Origin of the sequence: Burkholderia sp. BCC0419 (assembly GCF_902830285.1) — a bacterium.
GTDB lineage: Bacteria > Pseudomonadota > Gammaproteobacteria > Burkholderiales > Burkholderiaceae > Burkholderia.
Genome location: NZ_CADESR010000002.1, coordinates 704,324 through 720,457, shown reverse-complemented (window position 1 = coordinate 720,457; position 16,134 = coordinate 704,324). Strand labels below are relative to the sequence as shown.

General features: G+C 59.9%; 16 protein-coding genes and 1 pseudogene. 6 read left to right on the top strand and 11 right to left on the bottom strand.

Annotated elements, in window-relative coordinates; translation table 11 throughout:
• Positions 1–4: 4 nt before the first annotated feature.
• The 10 genes from HWW87_RS16680 to HWW87_RS16635 all read right to left on the bottom strand — a co-directional run bounded on the left by HWW87_RS16680 (position 5) and on the right by HWW87_RS16635 (position 11,049).
• Positions 5–2,359 carry a xanthine dehydrogenase family protein molybdopterin-binding subunit gene (locus tag HWW87_RS16680; RefSeq protein WP_175821218.1) on the bottom strand — a complete coding sequence of 785 codons (2,355 nt, stop codon included), beginning with the start codon at positions 2,357–2,359 and terminating at the stop codon, positions 5–7.
• On the bottom strand, positions 2,346–2,840 hold the full coding sequence (locus HWW87_RS16675) for a (2Fe-2S)-binding protein (protein ID WP_175821217.1): 495 nt from the start codon (positions 2,838–2,840) through the stop codon (positions 2,346–2,348). The genes HWW87_RS16680 and HWW87_RS16675 overlap by 14 nt, the downstream gene beginning before the upstream one ends.
• A gap of 3 nt (positions 2,841–2,843) precedes the next feature.
• On the bottom strand, positions 2,844–3,728 hold the full coding sequence (locus HWW87_RS16670; protein ID WP_175821216.1) for a xanthine dehydrogenase family protein subunit M: 885 nt from the start codon (positions 3,726–3,728) through the stop codon (positions 2,844–2,846).
• Entirely contained in the window at positions 3,725–4,828 is a 1,104-nt protein-coding gene (locus HWW87_RS16665) for an ABC transporter ATP-binding protein (RefSeq protein ID WP_175821215.1), read from the bottom strand. Before HWW87_RS16665 ends, HWW87_RS16670 begins: the two co-directional genes overlap by 4 nt.
• 10 nt (positions 4,829–4,838) lie before the next feature.
• Positions 4,839–5,675, bottom strand: a complete 837-nt coding sequence (locus HWW87_RS16660) for a carbohydrate ABC transporter permease (RefSeq protein ID WP_244107262.1) — start codon at positions 5,673–5,675, stop codon at positions 4,839–4,841.
• 54 nt (positions 5,676–5,729) lie between these two features.
• Positions 5,730–6,647, bottom strand: coding sequence for a sugar ABC transporter permease (locus HWW87_RS16655; RefSeq protein WP_175821214.1), 918 nt, complete (start codon positions 6,645–6,647; stop codon positions 5,730–5,732).
• 7 nt (positions 6,648–6,654) lie between these two features.
• The gene (locus HWW87_RS16650; protein ID WP_175821213.1) at positions 6,655–7,986 is read right to left on the bottom strand and encodes an extracellular solute-binding protein; all 1,332 of its coding nucleotides are present in this window, start codon (positions 7,984–7,986) and stop codon (positions 6,655–6,657) included.
• Between the two features lie 397 nt (positions 7,987–8,383).
• Entirely contained in the window at positions 8,384–9,085 is a 702-nt protein-coding gene (locus HWW87_RS16645; RefSeq protein WP_175821212.1) for a TetR/AcrR family transcriptional regulator, read from the bottom strand.
• Between the two features lie 768 nt (positions 9,086–9,853).
• Entirely contained in the window at positions 9,854–10,747 is an 894-nt protein-coding gene (locus HWW87_RS16640; RefSeq protein ID WP_175821211.1) for a LysR family transcriptional regulator, read from the bottom strand.
• Positions 10,747–11,049 (bottom strand): plasmid pRiA4b ORF-3 family protein, encoded by a 303-nt coding sequence (locus HWW87_RS16635; protein ID WP_244107261.1) that lies wholly within the window; start codon positions 11,047–11,049, stop codon positions 10,747–10,749. The genes HWW87_RS16640 and HWW87_RS16635 overlap by 1 nt, the downstream gene beginning before the upstream one ends.
• Between HWW87_RS16635 and HWW87_RS36980 the strand changes: the two genes are divergently transcribed.
• The 6 genes and pseudogenes from HWW87_RS36980 (at position 11,048) to HWW87_RS16605 (ending at position 15,043) form a co-directional block, all read left to right on the top strand.
• The gene (locus tag HWW87_RS36980; protein ID WP_208449942.1) at positions 11,048–11,692 is read left to right on the top strand and encodes a hypothetical protein; all 645 of its coding nucleotides are present in this window, start codon (positions 11,048–11,050) and stop codon (positions 11,690–11,692) included. The genes HWW87_RS16635 and HWW87_RS36980 overlap by 2 nt on opposite strands.
• Before the next feature lie 98 nt (positions 11,693–11,790).
• Positions 11,791–12,186, top strand: a complete 396-nt coding sequence (locus HWW87_RS16625; protein WP_208449941.1) for a heme-binding protein — start codon at positions 11,791–11,793, stop codon at positions 12,184–12,186.
• A complete protein-coding gene (locus HWW87_RS16620) occupies positions 12,183–13,361 on the top strand; it encodes an MFS transporter (RefSeq protein WP_175821210.1) in 1,179 nt (392 codons plus the stop codon). Before HWW87_RS16625 ends, HWW87_RS16620 begins: the two co-directional genes overlap by 4 nt.
• Positions 13,362–13,481: 120 nt before the next feature.
• Positions 13,482–14,446, top strand: a pseudogene (locus HWW87_RS16615) (IS3 family transposase); the annotation flags it as partial.
• A gap of 68 nt (positions 14,447–14,514) precedes the next feature.
• Entirely contained in the window at positions 14,515–14,829 is a 315-nt protein-coding gene (locus tag HWW87_RS16610; protein WP_175821209.1) for a helicase, read from the top strand.
• Between the two features lie 4 nt (positions 14,830–14,833).
• A complete protein-coding gene (locus tag HWW87_RS16605) occupies positions 14,834–15,043 on the top strand; it encodes a hypothetical protein (RefSeq protein ID WP_175821208.1) in 210 nt (69 codons plus the stop codon).
• A gap of 174 nt (positions 15,044–15,217) precedes the next feature.
• Here the strand turns inward: HWW87_RS16605 and HWW87_RS16600 are convergent, their stop codons facing one another.
• Positions 15,218–16,087: a LysR family transcriptional regulator gene (locus HWW87_RS16600; protein WP_175821207.1), complete on the bottom strand. Its 870-nt coding sequence runs from the start codon at positions 16,085–16,087 to the stop codon at positions 15,218–15,220.
• Positions 16,088–16,134: the final 47 nt, after the last annotated feature.

Sequence of the window (16,134 nt, the reverse complement as noted above, 5' to 3'; positions counted from 1 at the left end):
ATTGTTATGACATACCGCGTATCAAGTCGCACAGCAGCATCGGGCTAAGGGGATGGCTCTCTGCTACCGCATTGAACGGCCTGAGTGCGTCGTTGACCGCATTAGTCAGGGCGCCGAGCGCGCCCATCACGCCACCTTCTGCCATCCCCTTGATGCCCGCAGCGGTCGACCGGCTCGGCGTGTGCATCGGGATGATTTCAATGTTCGGCAGTTCCGCCGAAGTTGCGATCAGGTACTCAGCGAGTGAACCGGTCAGGTTTTGCCCCGCATCGTCATAACGGACGCCCTCGAAGAGCGCGCCCGACAGCCCCATCGCGATCGCACCGTGCTGCTGCCCTTCGACGACCGTGGGATTGAGCAACGTGCCGCAGTCTTCCGCGATCACATAGCGCAGAATCTTCACTGCGCCAGTGGCCGCGTCGAGCTCCACCTCACACGCATGCGCCGCGTTCGAATACGTCATGGCCGGTGGATCGTAGGTCCGGTGAAACTCCAGACCGGGTGCATGTCCTGCCGGCAGCGCGGTCGGATCGAGATACGCTCGCCGCGCGATCTGCGCGAGCGTCAGACCCGTATCGACCCACGCGCCGCCATTGCGCCGCTCGACACGGGCGTCGACGAGCTGCAACTCTGTGGCATCCTCGATATCGAGCCAGTGGGCGGCAATCTCCAGCACTTTGCGGCGTGCATCCTGCGCGCAAAGGTACATCGCGCCGCCGCCCGCCGTGCCGCTGCGCGCGCCGCGGCTGCCCATGCCATACGGCGCAATATCGGTGTGACCCAGATGGATGCGCACCTGCGTGGGTGCCACGCCAAGCCCTTCGGCTACCGCGTTCGCCATTGCGGATTCATAGCCCTGGCCGGTCGGCCCGAGTCCGACCGATGCGTTCACGACACCGCTCGGCTCGACGCGCACCCAGGCCGCCTCGTGGCCAGAACCCGTAATGCCTGCTGCCTTGTAAAAACGCGAACCGTAGGTGGTCGGCTCCACGACGTTGCATAGACCCATACCCAGATAACGGCCCGTCTCACGCGCCGCACGCTGGCGCTCGCGAAATGCGTCGTAGTCGATGGCTTCGAGAACGCCTTCGAACGTCGCGGTCGGTGTGATGTCGTCAAGCACCTCGCGCGTGGCCGTTGTATAAGGCAGCTCATCGGGACGCAGCAAATTGCGGCGGCGCACTTCGACGGGATCGAGTTGCAGTTCGCGTGCGATCGCATCCATCGTCCCTTCCATGACCCAGCTTGTGATCGACATCGGCGCGCGCATCGGCGCATTGCCGCATTTGTGGGTGAGCACGATTTTCACGTCGAACGCGTAGTCCTGCAGGCGGTACGGTCCCGGTAGCACCATCGCAACCACACGCGCCAGATAGTTGGCCGGAAAGAAGCAATAGGCGCCGAAGTCTTCGCGCAGTTCGAGTTCGAGCGCGAGCAGTCCGCCTTGCGCGTCCACCGCGGCACGCGTGCGGCAAAAGTCCTCGCGCGAATTCGCTGCCGCCGTCAGGTTTTCCAACCGGTCCTCCCGCCAGCGCACCGGACGGTTCAGATGACGCGCCAGCGCGGCGACAGCCAGTTCCTCGCGGTACAGCGCGATCTTCTGTCCGAATGAGCCGCCAACGTCCGGTGAAATGACGGTAACTTGCGATTCGCTGAGGTTGAGCCGGCCAGCCAAATGCGTGCGTAACGGGTGAGGCACCTGGGTGCCCGCATGAAACGTGAGATGGCTGCGGCCCACGTCCCACACCGCCGCACAGCCGCGCGTCTCGATCGGCACATGAGTCTGGCGCTGCTGCGAAAAGCTTGCCTCGACCACGCGGAACGCCTCGCTCACGCGCTGCGCCGGCATGCCCGCGACATACGTCTGATGCGACACGAGGTTGCCAGGCACTTGCGGGTCGACTTGCGGCGCGCCCGGCTCAAGCGCCTGCCACATGTCGGTGACCGGCGCGAGCGGCTCGTAGTCCACGATCACGAACTCGGCGGCATCTTCCGCGAGATAGCGGTCGGCCGCCACGACGCAGGCGACGGGATCTCCCTGGAAGCGCACGACGTCCGTCGGCATCGACGCGACCTCGACCGGCAACAATCCTTCGATCGGCGGCGCGATCACAAGCGGCGCGCTCAATTGACTCAATTCGCTGCCTGTGACGACGCACACCACGCCTGGCATATCGAGCGCGCCGCTCGTGTCGATCGAGCGGATCTTCGCATGCGCATGCGGCGAGCGCACAAAGCACACATGCAGCGCCCCTGGAATCTCGATGTCGTCGAGGTAACGGCCATGCCCGGTGAGCAGGCGGTAGTCTTCGGTGCGCGGCTGCGGCTTGTTCAGATAGCGGAAATCAGTTTTTGGCATGCCGCGCCTCCCCGCGCATTTCGGCGGCAGCTTGCAGGATCGCCCGGACGATCTGCTGGTAGCCGGTGCAGCGGCACAGGTTGCCGGACAGCGCGGCTCGCACTTCGGCTTCAGTCGGCGCGGGATGCTCGCGTAACCACGCTTCGAAGGTCGTCACGATGCCGGGCGTACAGAATCCGCATTGCAAGCCGTGGCATTCGTGCAATGCGCGCTGCAGCGGCGACAGACGTCCGTCCAGTGCAATCGCTTCGACGGTCGTGATGCGCGCCTCGTCGGCCTGCACCGCGAAGGTCAGACACGAGCGCGCGGGCGTGCCATCGATCAGCACGGTGCATGCGCCGCATACGCCGTGTTCGCAACCTACGTGCGTTCCCGTCAGGCGGCAGTCCTCGCGCAACACATCTGAGAGCAGCTTGCGCGGCTCGCTACACACCTCGTAACGGACATTATTGACAATCAGAGTAAAGGTCTCTTTTTCCATGTTTCAGGCGAACGTTCCGGCGCGTTCAAGCGCCTGTGTGAGAGAGCGTTGGGCGAGCGTCGCCACCAGTTCACGACGAAAACGCGCACTGATCTCTGGCGTATCGTCGGGTTCGACTGCGGCGGCCGCGGCGCGCGCGAACTCGCTGGACAACGCGACATCCGCGCGCCGCCCGACGAACGACGCGCTCAAATCGGCCAGCGCGAGCGGGGTATCGCCAACGCCTCCAGCGCCCACCGTGAGGTGCTGAACCACATCGCCCTTAAGCGTAAGGGCTGCCGCGCAAGCGACGATGGCGAAATCTCCATGGCGCCGCGTGAAGAGGTTGAAACCATGGCCATAGCCGCCCCCTTCCTGATGCATTTGCACGGGAAAACGCAAGGCCGTCACGATTTCATCGGGAGCAAGATCGGTCGTCATCACGGCGACGATGAACTCTCGCGCCGGAATTTCACGTACGCCAAGAGGGCCGGCGATCTCGACCACAGCATCGAGCGTCACGGCGATCAGCGGCAGTTGTGCGGCCGGGTCGGCGTTGACAAGGCTGCCGCCCAGTGTGCCGCGCTGGCGAATCGCGTAGTGGCCGATCGTCGCCGCGGCTTCGGCGAGCAGCGGACAGTTGGCGCGCACCGTTTCACTCGCTGCAACGTCGTGGTGGCGCGCCAGTGCGCCGATGCGCAGCGTCCCGCCCGATACCTGTATGCCGCGCAGTTCACCGAGTGCGTTGACGTCGATCAGATGCGCGGGCTGTGCGAAACGCATGTTCATCATCGGAACGAGACTCTGTCCGCCCGCGATGATCTTGGCGTCGTCGCCATGCTCGGCGAGCAGTGCCAGCGCCTCGTCAAGTGAACGCGGCCGGTGGTAAGCAAAGGCAGCGGGTTTCAAGCAAACTCCTTCAGCAGGTTCATGCCCGACACGCGGTCGAACAAATGCAGCCGCTGCCGGTTCACTGGCAGCAGCACAGTCTCGCCGATGCGATATGAGCGCTCCTTGCCCACCCGGAAGAACATCGGACGCCCCTCGCATTCGATGCCAAGGAACTGATCGGAGCCGACCGGCAGTACCGACGTGATAGCGCCTTGCACCGAGCACCCGGCGACGGGCGCATCCTCGTCGATATCCTCCGCGCGTATCCCCAGTATCACCTCGCGGCCAGCGCAGGACGTAAGCCGTTGCGCGGTGGTCGGCGCGAGCGCCAACGAAACGCCGCCACGCGAAAAGCGCAGCCCTCCGTCATCGGCTTCAAGCAGGCCGTCGAGAAAATTGATGGGTGGACTGCCGAGAAAATTAGCAACGAACGTATTGGCGGGCCGCTCATAAATATCGTCCGGTGTGCCGACCTGCTGCACGATGCCGTTGCTCATCACAACAATGCGGTCGGCGAGCGTCAGCGCTTCGGCCTGGTCATGGGTCACGTAGACGAAGGTGGTTTGCATTGACTGATGCAGCGACTTGATGCTCGCCCGCATCGAAATGCGCAGAGCGGCATCGAGGTTCGACAATGGCTCGTCCATCAGGAACACGGCGGGTTGCCGCACCATCGCGCGCCCGAGTGCGACACGCTGGCGCTGGCCGCCGGACAACTGGCCGGGGCGCCGGTCAAGCAGATGATCGATCTCGAGCATGCGAGCCGCGCCACGCACGCGCTCGTCGATATCGCCGGTGGGATGGCGACGCATGCGCAACCCGAAGGCGATGTTCTCGTACACCGTCTTGTGCGGATAGAGCGCATAGCTCTGGAACACCATCGCGACATCGCGCTTGTGTGCCGGCAGCGCGTTGACTGCGGTGCCGTCAAACGACAGCGTGCCCTCGGTGACGTCCTCGAGCCCTGCGATCATGTTCAGCGTGGTCGATTTGCCGCAGCCGGATGGGCCGAGCAGTACGAGAAACTCCTTGTCCTCGATCTGCAGGTTGAGGTTGTGCAGCGCCACGTGTCCGTTCGAATAACGTTTCGCGACGTCTGCAAAGCGGATTTGAGCCATGAGTGGTTCCCTAGCCTTTGACCGCGCCGGCCGTGAGGCCCGACACGATGTAGCGCTCGAACACCACCGCGATGATCACTGGCGGAATGATCGCGACGACGCCGGCGGCATTGATGAATGAAAAGCTGGTAGTGAAGTCGGACGTAAACGACGCGACGATGATCGGGACCGTCTGCGACGCGGGCGTCTGGGTGAACATCAGCGCGAACAGGAATTCGTTCCAGCTGGTCAGGAAGGTAAACAGGATGACCGCGACGAGCGACGGCACGGCGAGCGGCAGATACACGCGCACGAGCGACTGGAACCGCGAACAGCCGTCCACACGCGCCGCCCGGTCGAGTTCGTCGGGCAAGCCTTCGAAATAGCTGAGCAGCATGAACACGCTGAACGGAACCGTGATCGCAAGGTACGTGATGATCAGCGCGCCGACGCTGTCAAGCAGACCGAGCTTGCGAATGAACAGAAAGAACGGTACGACGAGCGCGATGTCGGGAATCACCCGCGTTGCCAGCATGAAATAGACCGACATATCGCGGCCGATATAGCGGATCTTCGCCATGGCATACGCGGCCGGAACGCTCACGAGCAGATTGAGCAGCACCACCGACAACGCCACGACGAAACTGTTACGCATCGCGGGCAGCAGATACTGTGCGGTCGAAGGCACGAAATCCGTGCCAGCGCCGGGGGAAGCCGCGCCGTCTGCGGCCGTGAAGATCGCCTTGAAACTCGACAGCGTCGGTGGCTGCGGAATCCAGTGTGGCGGGATCGACGTGATATCGGACTCGTGCTGTAGCGAAGAAGACAGCAGCCACACAATGGGCGCCAGCACATAGATGAGAAACACTACGGAGCCGGCAAACAACATCGCACGTTTCACGAAGGGAGCATACGACATGAGCTAGAGCCTCCTGCCAAGCAGGCGAATGATCGCGTACGACATCGCGAAGGTCGCGAGCGCAAGCAGGTAAGCCATTGCCGCGCCCGTGCCGAACGACAGGTTGCGGAATGTTTCAACGTAGATCTGCCACGCCAGCACGTTCGATGCGTTCGCCGGGCCGCCTTCGGTGAGAATGAAGAACAGATCGAAGTGGCGCACGGCCATCATCGCCTCGTAAATCATCACGAGCATGAAGCCCGGACGCATAGCTGGCAGCGTCACGTGCAACAAGCGCTTCCACAGATTCGCGCCGTCGACGCGGGCCGCCGCATGCAGATCTGCCGGAACCGACTTGAGCGTGACAAGCAGCAGGATCGTCGCGAGCGGCACCTCCTTCCACACGAACGCATTGGCGATGAGCGGCAGCGTCTTGTGCGTATCGCCGAGCCAAACCATGTAGCGGTCGATGAAATGAAGCTGGACCAGCATGCCGTTGAGCGCGCCGTAACCCGAGTCATAGATCCATTTCCACATCAGACCGTCGACGACGTAGGGAATCGCCCACGGAATCAGCAGCGCCGTGGACAAGATGCGCCGCCCGCGGAAATCCTGATTCAGCAGCAGCGCCATCAGCGTCGCAATCACCATGATCGCGACAACTGACATCACCGTGAAGCTTGTGGTGCGGACAACCGAACTCCAGAACATCGGGTCGGCGAACGTGTGAAGATAGTTGCCGAGCCCAACGAACGGCACGTGGTTTGGACGCGTTAGCCTGACGTCATAGAGGCTGATCCACAGCGAATACAGCACCGGAAAAACCGCCACCGCCATCAGCACCGTCATCATCGGCGCGAGCAACAGCATCGCGCTGCGCTGATCGGAGCCGCTTACCGTGCGCCGCGCCATCCAGCGATCGGCATAACTTTGTGCGTTCATCGGATCGTCACGCCTGCTTCGCGAGCGTGTTCCAGGTTTGCGCAGATTGCCTGAGCGCGTCGGCGACTGATGACCGGCCGAGAATCGCGGCTTGCCACGCGGCGCTGTTGGTCTCGTCCCACTGGCCGAACCAGCGAGAAATCACGTCTTTCTTGCGCGCTAGCTCCTGCTGCCGCTGGAACATCGCGAAGTCGCCATACTTCTCATAAGCGGTCCGGATCTGCGGATCGGCAAACAGCGATTTCACGCCGAAGGCCGTTCCGGTATCAAGGAACATCGCCTTCTGAAAGGCGTACTGGCCGTCGAGCTTGCCGCCGAAAGCCTCGATCAGGCGCACGGCGTTGGCCGCGCGCGTCTTGTCCTTCGCCGCCGCCGCGCCCATCGCATGCATGCGCATCCACGCCACCGTCGCATGCGAGCCCTTCGGACCCGCGGGCATCAACGCCTGTCTGATCTGCCCGGCCACTTTCGACTGCCGTGGATCGTTGAGCGCTTCGATCCGATAGCGCGGCAGCAACGCGAATGCGTGATTACCCGCCGCCACCGCCTTCAACCCGTTCAGCTCGCCAAGCTCGACGCAAGCGGGTGAGACGATCTTGTGCTTGTTGACTGCGTCAGTAAGCCATTGCAGCGTCGATACCGCGCCACGTGCGGGATCGTCGAGTACCGCATGGCCATGGTCATCGACGAAACGGCCGCCGTTGGAAAACACCAGCGCCGACATGAATTCGATTAGCCAGCTCTCGCGCGCCATCGACACCATCAGCGGATAGTCGGACAGACCAGCCCGCTTGATCTTCAGCGACTGCTGCACGAGTTCGTCCCAGCTCGCGGGCGGCGCCGCAATGCCCGCCTTCGCAAGTTTCTGTGCGTCGTAGAAGAACCCCATGTAGTCCGTGTAATACGTCATGCCGTATTGCCGGCCCTTGTAGCGTGTCGACTCAGTGCAGAAGTCTGCGACATCGGCGTTGTACTTCGTCAACTGCGGGAAACCGTCTATCGGCGCAAGCCAACCGGCATCCGCCCACTCCGGCAACCAGCCGTCGGATACCCAGAGCACGTCGACAGGCGCCTGCCCGACAAATTTCGTGACCATCGCCTCACGGTATTGCGCGAACGGCAGATTGTTGTAATTGACGCTCAAGCCGGACTCTTTCTGGAATGCACCCAGCAACCGCTTGACCGTGTCCACGCCCGCCGACCATGTGTACAGATTGACGGCGTCGGCTGCCAGCGCTTGCGGCAAAGAGCCGAATATCCCCGACGCCGCGAGACCAGCGGACGCCGACCACTGCATGAACCTGCGGCGACCGGGACGAAATTGGTGGGCAAGACTCATTTACTCGCTCCTGGTTGCGCCCGAACGGGCGGGAAATCTGGAAACGAACTCGGGATACCGCTGCGACAGGAGGAAAAATATGTAGCCATTTCTTTGTCGTCAAGTGACGACAAAAAAGCCGCACGCATGCTTCCTTGCTCGACACGAGCGCCTTTCTCACCAAAAATTTATATTTTTATGTTGCAAATCAATGGTTTATATTGAAATACGCCCTGCGACAGACAAGGGCGTTGCGACGAATATGTCTTCAGATGAAGACTTTCAAGATGGCAAACCCGGCTTGGCAGCACTGCAACGCGTGACGTTGGGGGTTACCGCGCCGCGCTGGTATGACAGGCGCAGTATGAGCAGCAGCCGGAGGGCGGGGACCCCATTGCATCGCCTCAGGTCAATAGGGTCATGCAAGCACGGCGGCTTGCAGCAGTAGTGGAACGCTATTGAGAAAAGCTTGTACATGCATGGCGATCACTTCATGAGGGGGCGTCGGATTTTCGTTGAAATAGATGTGACGCCGGATCGCGAGGTGAGACACGGCACCGTGCAACTGCCAGCCGATCTCGGCAGTCCGGTGAGCATCGGCTGGCAATGGCAAGCCGGTTGTGTGCGCCACCTCTTCCATGATGATTTCCAGTGAATGTGCAACAACCGAATCGGTATAGTTGGGCGCCATGCGGTACTCTGCCAGCGACGCATACAGGAAGAGGCGCAGCCAGCGACGCGTCAGCACGGAGTCGTAGTAGTCGCAGTAGAACGCGTTGAGCCGCTCCTGGAGCGACCGCGAGCGGTCTTTGAGTTGCACGAACCAGACCGCCTTGAAGCCACCTGCGATTTCGCGCTGGTACACCTCCTCCAGAAGCGCGGCCTTGCTGGGAAAGAGCCGGTAAAGGAGCCGCTGCGAGATACCGCACGCATCGGCGATCGCGCGCGTTTGCACCGTCAAGCCATATTCGGAAAAATACTCGGCAGCCTTGGCGAGCACGCGCGCCTGGCGCTCAGCGCGCGGCAGACGTTGCACGCTGGCCTTTGGTGCGGGCTTAGCACGTTTTCGCGTCACGACCTTTTTCCTACTCTCGGCGAGATTGGCGGATTTTGCCTTCATCGTCCCTCCTTTGCGGGATTTCGAAATAGCCTTTATCGTCGGCTGACGACTTGCATTTTACTTGCGGCGCACTGAGCTGGTGCCAGATGGCATGCTTTTTTCAGTGCGCTCAGGGTGACCGCACGGATTGCGGTGGAGTGCACGCAGGCTGCTGGTCCGGCAGGCGGGACGAAACAGTCACGCAGCATGCGTGCGATCGCGACCGTGCGGCGATACCGGCCGTACCGCCCGGCCCCGAAAACAAAGCCTTTCCGATGTCCGGCATCCGCGGCGATGCAGTGCTGCGCCGGATTCGCGAAATCTGCCCGCCACCGGTACTCGTACTGTTCATGACGAACCGCCCGGCAGAATCCGACGTTATTTGCCGCCCTCACCGCCGGCGCCGACGACTACGTCGTAAAGTCGCTCCCGCGGCGGTCTTCCGTGCACGCGCGACGAACCTGTTGCCGCGGGTTAGGCCCGCAGCACCCGTCGAGCGTTGAGGCACACTTCACGCTGCAGAAGATCTCAATGAGGTGTAAGTGAATTCACCACGCAGGCGAAACCGTCGAAACCGAACAACGCTGGCTCATCCTGGAGATCGAAGAACCGGTACCTTGGAATGTGGCAGACAAACTGAAGCCGTCCACTCCACCATCTGATTGTCAGATTGATCTGGACAGATCACGTGATTCACATAGAACTCGGCAAGCTCTCACATCATGCCCCCACGCGCGCGAGAATATCGAACTGACCGTGACCGCGCGGAGCCGCTTGGATTTCAAGCTTCTAATTCTGCGCGTTGAACGCATGCGTGCTCAAAAAATCGATAAAAGCGCGCAGCTTGGGCACCACATACTTGTTCGAAGGCCAAATAACTGTCAATGCACGTGGCTGCGTTTCCTCTGCATCAAGCACCCTTTGCAACTGGCCGCGCTCAAGAGCATCGCGAACACAGAAATCTGGCAAACAAGCGATGCCCCGACCTTGAATCGCGAGGAAAGCAAGCGTTTCGATAGCGTTACAACTTATCGCAGAGTGCACATTTTGCAGAATCAGACTATTCCAGCCGTCGACGGGCCACGGCTCAATCTTGCCAGTATTATGGAATTTATAGAGCAGGCATCTATGTCGCAAAAGATCCGCTGGTATCTCTGGACTGCCTTCGCGGACAAGATAATCTGGCGAAGCCACCATAAATCTTTGAAAGGTCAGGATTTGCCGGCTGACCAATCTGCTGTCGTCAACATCTCCAATTCGGACAACTGCATCAAAAACCTCGTCAATCAGGTCTACCTTTCTATCCGAAAAATCAACCTCCAACTCAATGTCAGGAAACTCAATCATGAATTTATCTAGAACTGAGTGAAGTAGCGTTCCGACATAGGGAAGACTAACTCTCAATAGACCATTTGGGACACCTTTAATGTCAGACAGCTCCTCTTCAGCCGCAGCCATTTCCGAGATAATTCGCTGACATCGCTGCAAGAAGAGAACGCCCTCAGCGGTGAGTTTCATATTCCGGGTGTTCCGCTGAAACAGCCGAGTCCCCAAGCGCGCTTCAAGGCGAGAAACACTTTTCCCCACAGCTGAGGCAGAAATACCGAGTATCCGCCCGGCGTCAACAAAACTGCACGTCTCCGCCGATTTGACGAACGCAACGAGTCCCGCAAAATTGTCCATCAAGTCTCCAGTACTGTGTAAGCGTCAATCCAAGGCCGCCTTGACGATCGGACCTTGACCTCTGAAAGCCGCTGATTCGCAAGCACGAGATCGAAGGCGGCAGGATCGAAGCTGCCACCGCGCCACTCGAAGAAGTAGTCGTGCTCCTCGTGCGTCGGATCAGTGATCGCTTCGAGGAAATCGGCATATCCGGGCACTCCACCCACGTCTTCCGGCCGACGACCGGCATTCCGTCCATCAAGGGTGCAGCGGCCGGCGCATGTCCGAATCGGCACGAATGCCTTCTCGAGCAGTCCATTCATGCCATGGCGCATATTGGTGACGCCCGCCGCCAGCCATACACGGGTACCGCTGGGCGGAGAAATCGTGCTGGCGTCAGGCGGCGCGGCACAAGGCACAACTGAACTGGATCGATCATACCGGGACGCGCACACGGGCACGGTCAGTTCAATCTCGATGCCCGACGCTGCCGCTCCGCTTTCACTATGTGGCTTGACCGTGCATTCAGGACATCAATGTCCGATATGCAAGGAAGGAAAGCCCATTTATCTCATCTTACCCGATAGATTACAGTTTCGATGGACGGCAATCAGCCATTCCATGAAAGCACTTTGTAACATACCGGAGCAAAAGATGACTCAATTGTTTCCCTATGCTGGTCAAGAGTTCACCGTCAATTATGGCGGCAATTTAATCTTCAAAAACATTTACTCGGAAGACGGTAAGCACGTCACCGCAGAGTTTCTGGCCGGCGAAATGGCGGGGGCGAAAATGACCATGCCTTTTAGCTGGCAAGCATTGCCGGGGGGTGACTTCCTGCTTTGGTGGCAGGAAGACGACAAATCCACCATCGTGCACTGCGATAATTTCGAAGCAAAGAAAACCAAGACTTTCTACACGAAACTCGACGGCAGCTTTTACGTTCTCGATGGCGTCATTTCATGACCCTTGACGAGCCCTACTCGCTTACCGATTGATCTCATGCCACGCCCGTTTGTCGAAGACAGACGGGCGCGAAACAACATTTAGCCGAGAGTCATCAATTGTTGCTGGAACATATAACGGAAGTAATAATTTCCCGCGCCTTCAAAGCCGCAGATAGTTTGGATGCAACCATTTGCGTCAGTGTTGTGGATAAAAATGGCCTTCTGTGTGGTTTCCGACGTATGGCGGACGTAATTCCTGGCGCCATCGATGTCGCCTTCAAGAAAGCACGCACGGCGTCCCTTTTTCGGATAGATACAGATGAAATCGGGAAGGTAATGCGTCCCGACAGCATCGCATACACTCTCGAATTCACAAACGGCGGTCTGATTGGCTTCGGCGGCGGCGTTGTCATATATGACAACGCCGCACGTGTTCTCGGAGCAGTCGGTGTATCCGGCGCGACTCCAGAAATCGACAATCAGATTGCATTGAAGGCCGCGGGGCGCGAATGACCAGAAATCCAGATGAAGCTTTATGGCCTCTCGCATCGTTGGCTGTCACGGCATTCGCGATCGGCGCCGCAGAGTTTATCGTTGTCGGCGTTCTACCCGCCATCTCATCCGATCTCCACGTTTCGTTGGCACGAGCAGGCAGCCTTATCGGAGTCTATGCGTTTGCGTTGGCAATCGGAACACCGATTACAGTCCTGGCGACCTCGCATTTTGGTCGCAAGCCACTGCTCATTGGGCTAGTGCTGGTATTCTTCGCCGGGAACGTCGCCGCCGCTTTGTCCAGGGACTTCGGCACACTACTTATCGCCCGAGTTCTCACCGCAGTTGCACACGGAAGCTTTTTCGCGATCGGAGCTTCGGTCGCGGCGCGTCTGGCGAAACCTGGACAGGCCAGCCGGGCAATTGCTCTCATGTTTGCTGGCCACACTTTAGCAATGGTGGTGGGTGTTCCTTCAGGCACCTATTTCGGCAACTTGTTCGGATGGAGGCTGCCGTTTTTGCTGATCGCTGCCGTTGCGTTCGCCTCGGCACTCGCGATTGCCAAATGGCTTCCTTCCGTCTCAATGCCCAAGTCGCAAAGCCGAGCAGATCAGTTAATGACAATCAGGAATCCAGCCATCCTAACGATGATGGCAGTTACGATTCTTGGTTTTGGAGCAAGTTTTGCTCCGTTTTCCTTCATCACGCCGATACTGGTAAATGTGGCTGGGTTCACGACAGATGGCGCAAACCTGATGCTCGTTGTTTTCGGCTTGGCGACGCTATTCGGTAACTCGATCGGCGGCGCGGCAGCCGCGCGAATCGGCTGGCTCGGCACGCTCAAGGCGATCTTCGTCCTGTTGGCTGGAACGCTCGCTGCCATCGGATTTCTTGCTCATTTCCCTGTTGCACTGGTGTGCTTATTGTTCATATGGGGAGGCCTTGCATTCGGCATGTCGCCAGCTTGTCAGGCGGCGATGCTCTCGACGGCAGAATCATTTACCCCTGGGGCAATTGACTTTGCGTCAAGTCTTAATATTTCAGCCTTCAATCTCGGAATCGCATTGGGCGAGACGACTGGCGGATTTATGGTGGCAAAGGAGCATTTGTCGCAGACGCCACTTCTAGGCATGATCTTGGTGACCAGTGCGATAATTCCACTCAAAAGACTAGGTACCTTGCACGCACGAGCGTGAGGGTCGGCATTGCACTGCCGCGCCGAAAGAGATATAAGCAATTGAGATACACTGACCTGAGACAGATCGTGTAGCCAAACGGCAAATGAGTTCTCTTATCCTAGAGGCAAGGAGAACTCGATGAAGAAGCGACACGCCGACGAACAGATCATCCGCATTCTGCGGGAAGCCGAGAGCCGTGAAGAGCCGGTGAAAGACCTGTGCAAGCGGCACAACATCACGGAGCAGACGTTCTACCGCTGGCGAAACAAATTCGGCGATATGGATGTGGCCGAAGCCCGTCGGCTCAAAGAGCTTGAATCGGAAAACGAACGGCTGAAACGCCTGATCGCCGAGCAACTGCTGGTGATCGATGGCCTGAAGGAGTTCAGCCGAAAAAAATGAGCACCCCGACGGGCCGGCGCGAAGCGCTGGAAGTCCTGATCCGGCGGGGGCTGTCACAACGCAAGGCATGTCGTTACCTGGAGTTAAGTCGCCGGGTGCCGGCTTACAAACCCAAGCAGCCAGAGAAGGATCGGCTTCTGGGCGAGCAGTTGATCGCAGCGTCTCAGGAGGTACCGCGCTTTGGCTATCGCCGTATCTCGGCCTGGCTGTCGTTGGGCGAATCGCGGGTGCGCCGCCTGTGGCGAGCCCTGAAGCTGAGCATCCCGAGACGGCGACCGCGCCGGCGACGCTGCGGCAGCGACATTCGCCTGCCCGGCGCGACGCGGCCCAATTCGGTTTGGAGCTACGACTTCGTCCATGATCAGTTGGTGGACGGCCGGGTCTTGAAGATGCTGTGCGTAATCGATGAATACACGCGGGAATGTCTGGCGATCGAGGTCGGCGCCAGCCTGCGCTCGCAGGACGTGATTCTGGTGCTGTCGAGATTGATGCGGTTGTACGGCAAGCCGGCGTTCATTCGGTCGGACAACGGTGCGGAATTTACCGCCGCCCGCGTCATGCGCTGGTTGCGCGATGCGTCTATCGGCCCGGCCTTCATCACGCCCGGTAGCCCATGGCAAAACGGCTTCGTCGAAAGCTTCAATGGCAAGCTGCGCGATGAGTTGCTGAATCGCGAATGGTTCCGCAGCCGCGCCGAAGCCAACCTGGCCGATTTTCGGTGGATCCTCGCGTAGCGTTAGAATAGCGCCCCTTCTCATGGGAGACGACAATGTCCTGGTTCGTTTATGAAGTACCCGAATACCACGAAGACGCTGCGCGCATCGAGCCCTTCAGTGACCTGCGTAGCCGTGTGCTGAAAGTCGGTGGCCCGGCCATGGCAGACGATCTGGAAAGTGTTCGCGAAAACGCCGCGGCGACAGCGGACACGCCGGAGCGCCCGCTGCGTACCCCGGAAAATCCGCAGGTCTTTCCGATTCCTTACGCCGACTCCATGATCCTGGTCGGGTTTATCTTCGATCTGAAAAGCGAATTCCGGCAACTGGTCGTGTCACCCGTGGAAATGCCCTGGCTGAAAGACGCGTAAAGCATTGCTCCGGCGTGATGTCACACTCGGCGACCTGTTCAAGGATCGTCGCGACGATGCTGTCCGGTTCGGCAAGGCGCGCAGGCCCGTTGATCTCGTCGTTGTCGATCCGCAGGCTGTGGCCTCCGCGATAAACGAGCCGCGTGGCGGTGACGACCAGGTTCACCGCTGCCGCGCCGCGCGGATCGCGCGGCATGGTCAGAAGGCGGGATGAAGGGGGCGCGGAATGGCAGCTGCGATGCATGCGCGGCGATGCCGGCCGAGGTTCATATGAAGCTCACGCAAGACAACTTCGATACACCGGCTGAACGATGCCATCAAGCGGTTGCATCGACCGGTTGGATCCGCGGTCCGGTGCGGATGTCCGCGGGCTCGACTTGAGTTTCTTTCACGAATGCTTCAATACGTAATCGATTAACCGCAGCACGAGCGGATTGGTATCGTCGCTGCGCCAGCAGATACCCACCGGCCACTTCGACGCCGGCCCGGTCAGGACGCGTTGATGGGTGCGCTCGCCTAGGGCCTCGACACCATGCCAGGGCAAAAAGGCGGCACCCAGACCGGCGGCCACAATCGAATGGACGGTCAGAATGTCGTCAGCGCGCTGGACGATGCGCGGTTCGAAGTGGGCGGACGCACACCACTGAGCGATTTGCGCATCGAGCCCCGGGCCGCGCGCGGGAGCCAGTGCGACAAAGCCCTGGCGGTTCAATGCCGACATCCGGCTACGTGAAGGCATCCTCACATCGCGAGGCAGCACGAGCGCCAGCCGCTCATCGAGGATCCGCGCGAACGACAGGCCAGCGATTCCTTCGGGCGCTCGGCAAAACCCGATATCGAGCCTGCCGCCGAGCAAGCGCTCGTGCTGCTCCTTCGACGGCAGGTCGTTAAGCGTGATCAGGCAATCGGGAGTCGTCTCGCGAAAGCCGGCAATCAGTCTCGGTGCGGCGATCAGCGTCGAGATCCCGAAGCCGATGTCGAGATTGCCGCTCGTGCCGGTAATGGCGCGATGCATTTTGGCATCGATCTCGTCGCTCAGGCGCAGTAGGACGCTCGCCTCCTGCCGCAGCAGCTTTCCCAACGGAGTCAACTTTGCGCCATGCCGGCCGCGCTCGAACAGCGCCCCGCCAACCTGGGTTTCGAGCGCGTGAATCTGCTTGGAGAGCGTGGACTGAGTGACGAACAGCTTCGACGCCGCCTTGCCGTAGTGGCCGGCATCGGCCAGCTGAACGAAGGCATGTAGCAACTTGATATCCATTCGATATTCGACTTGTTTGGGTCGAAAATGTCATTTTACGAAACGAC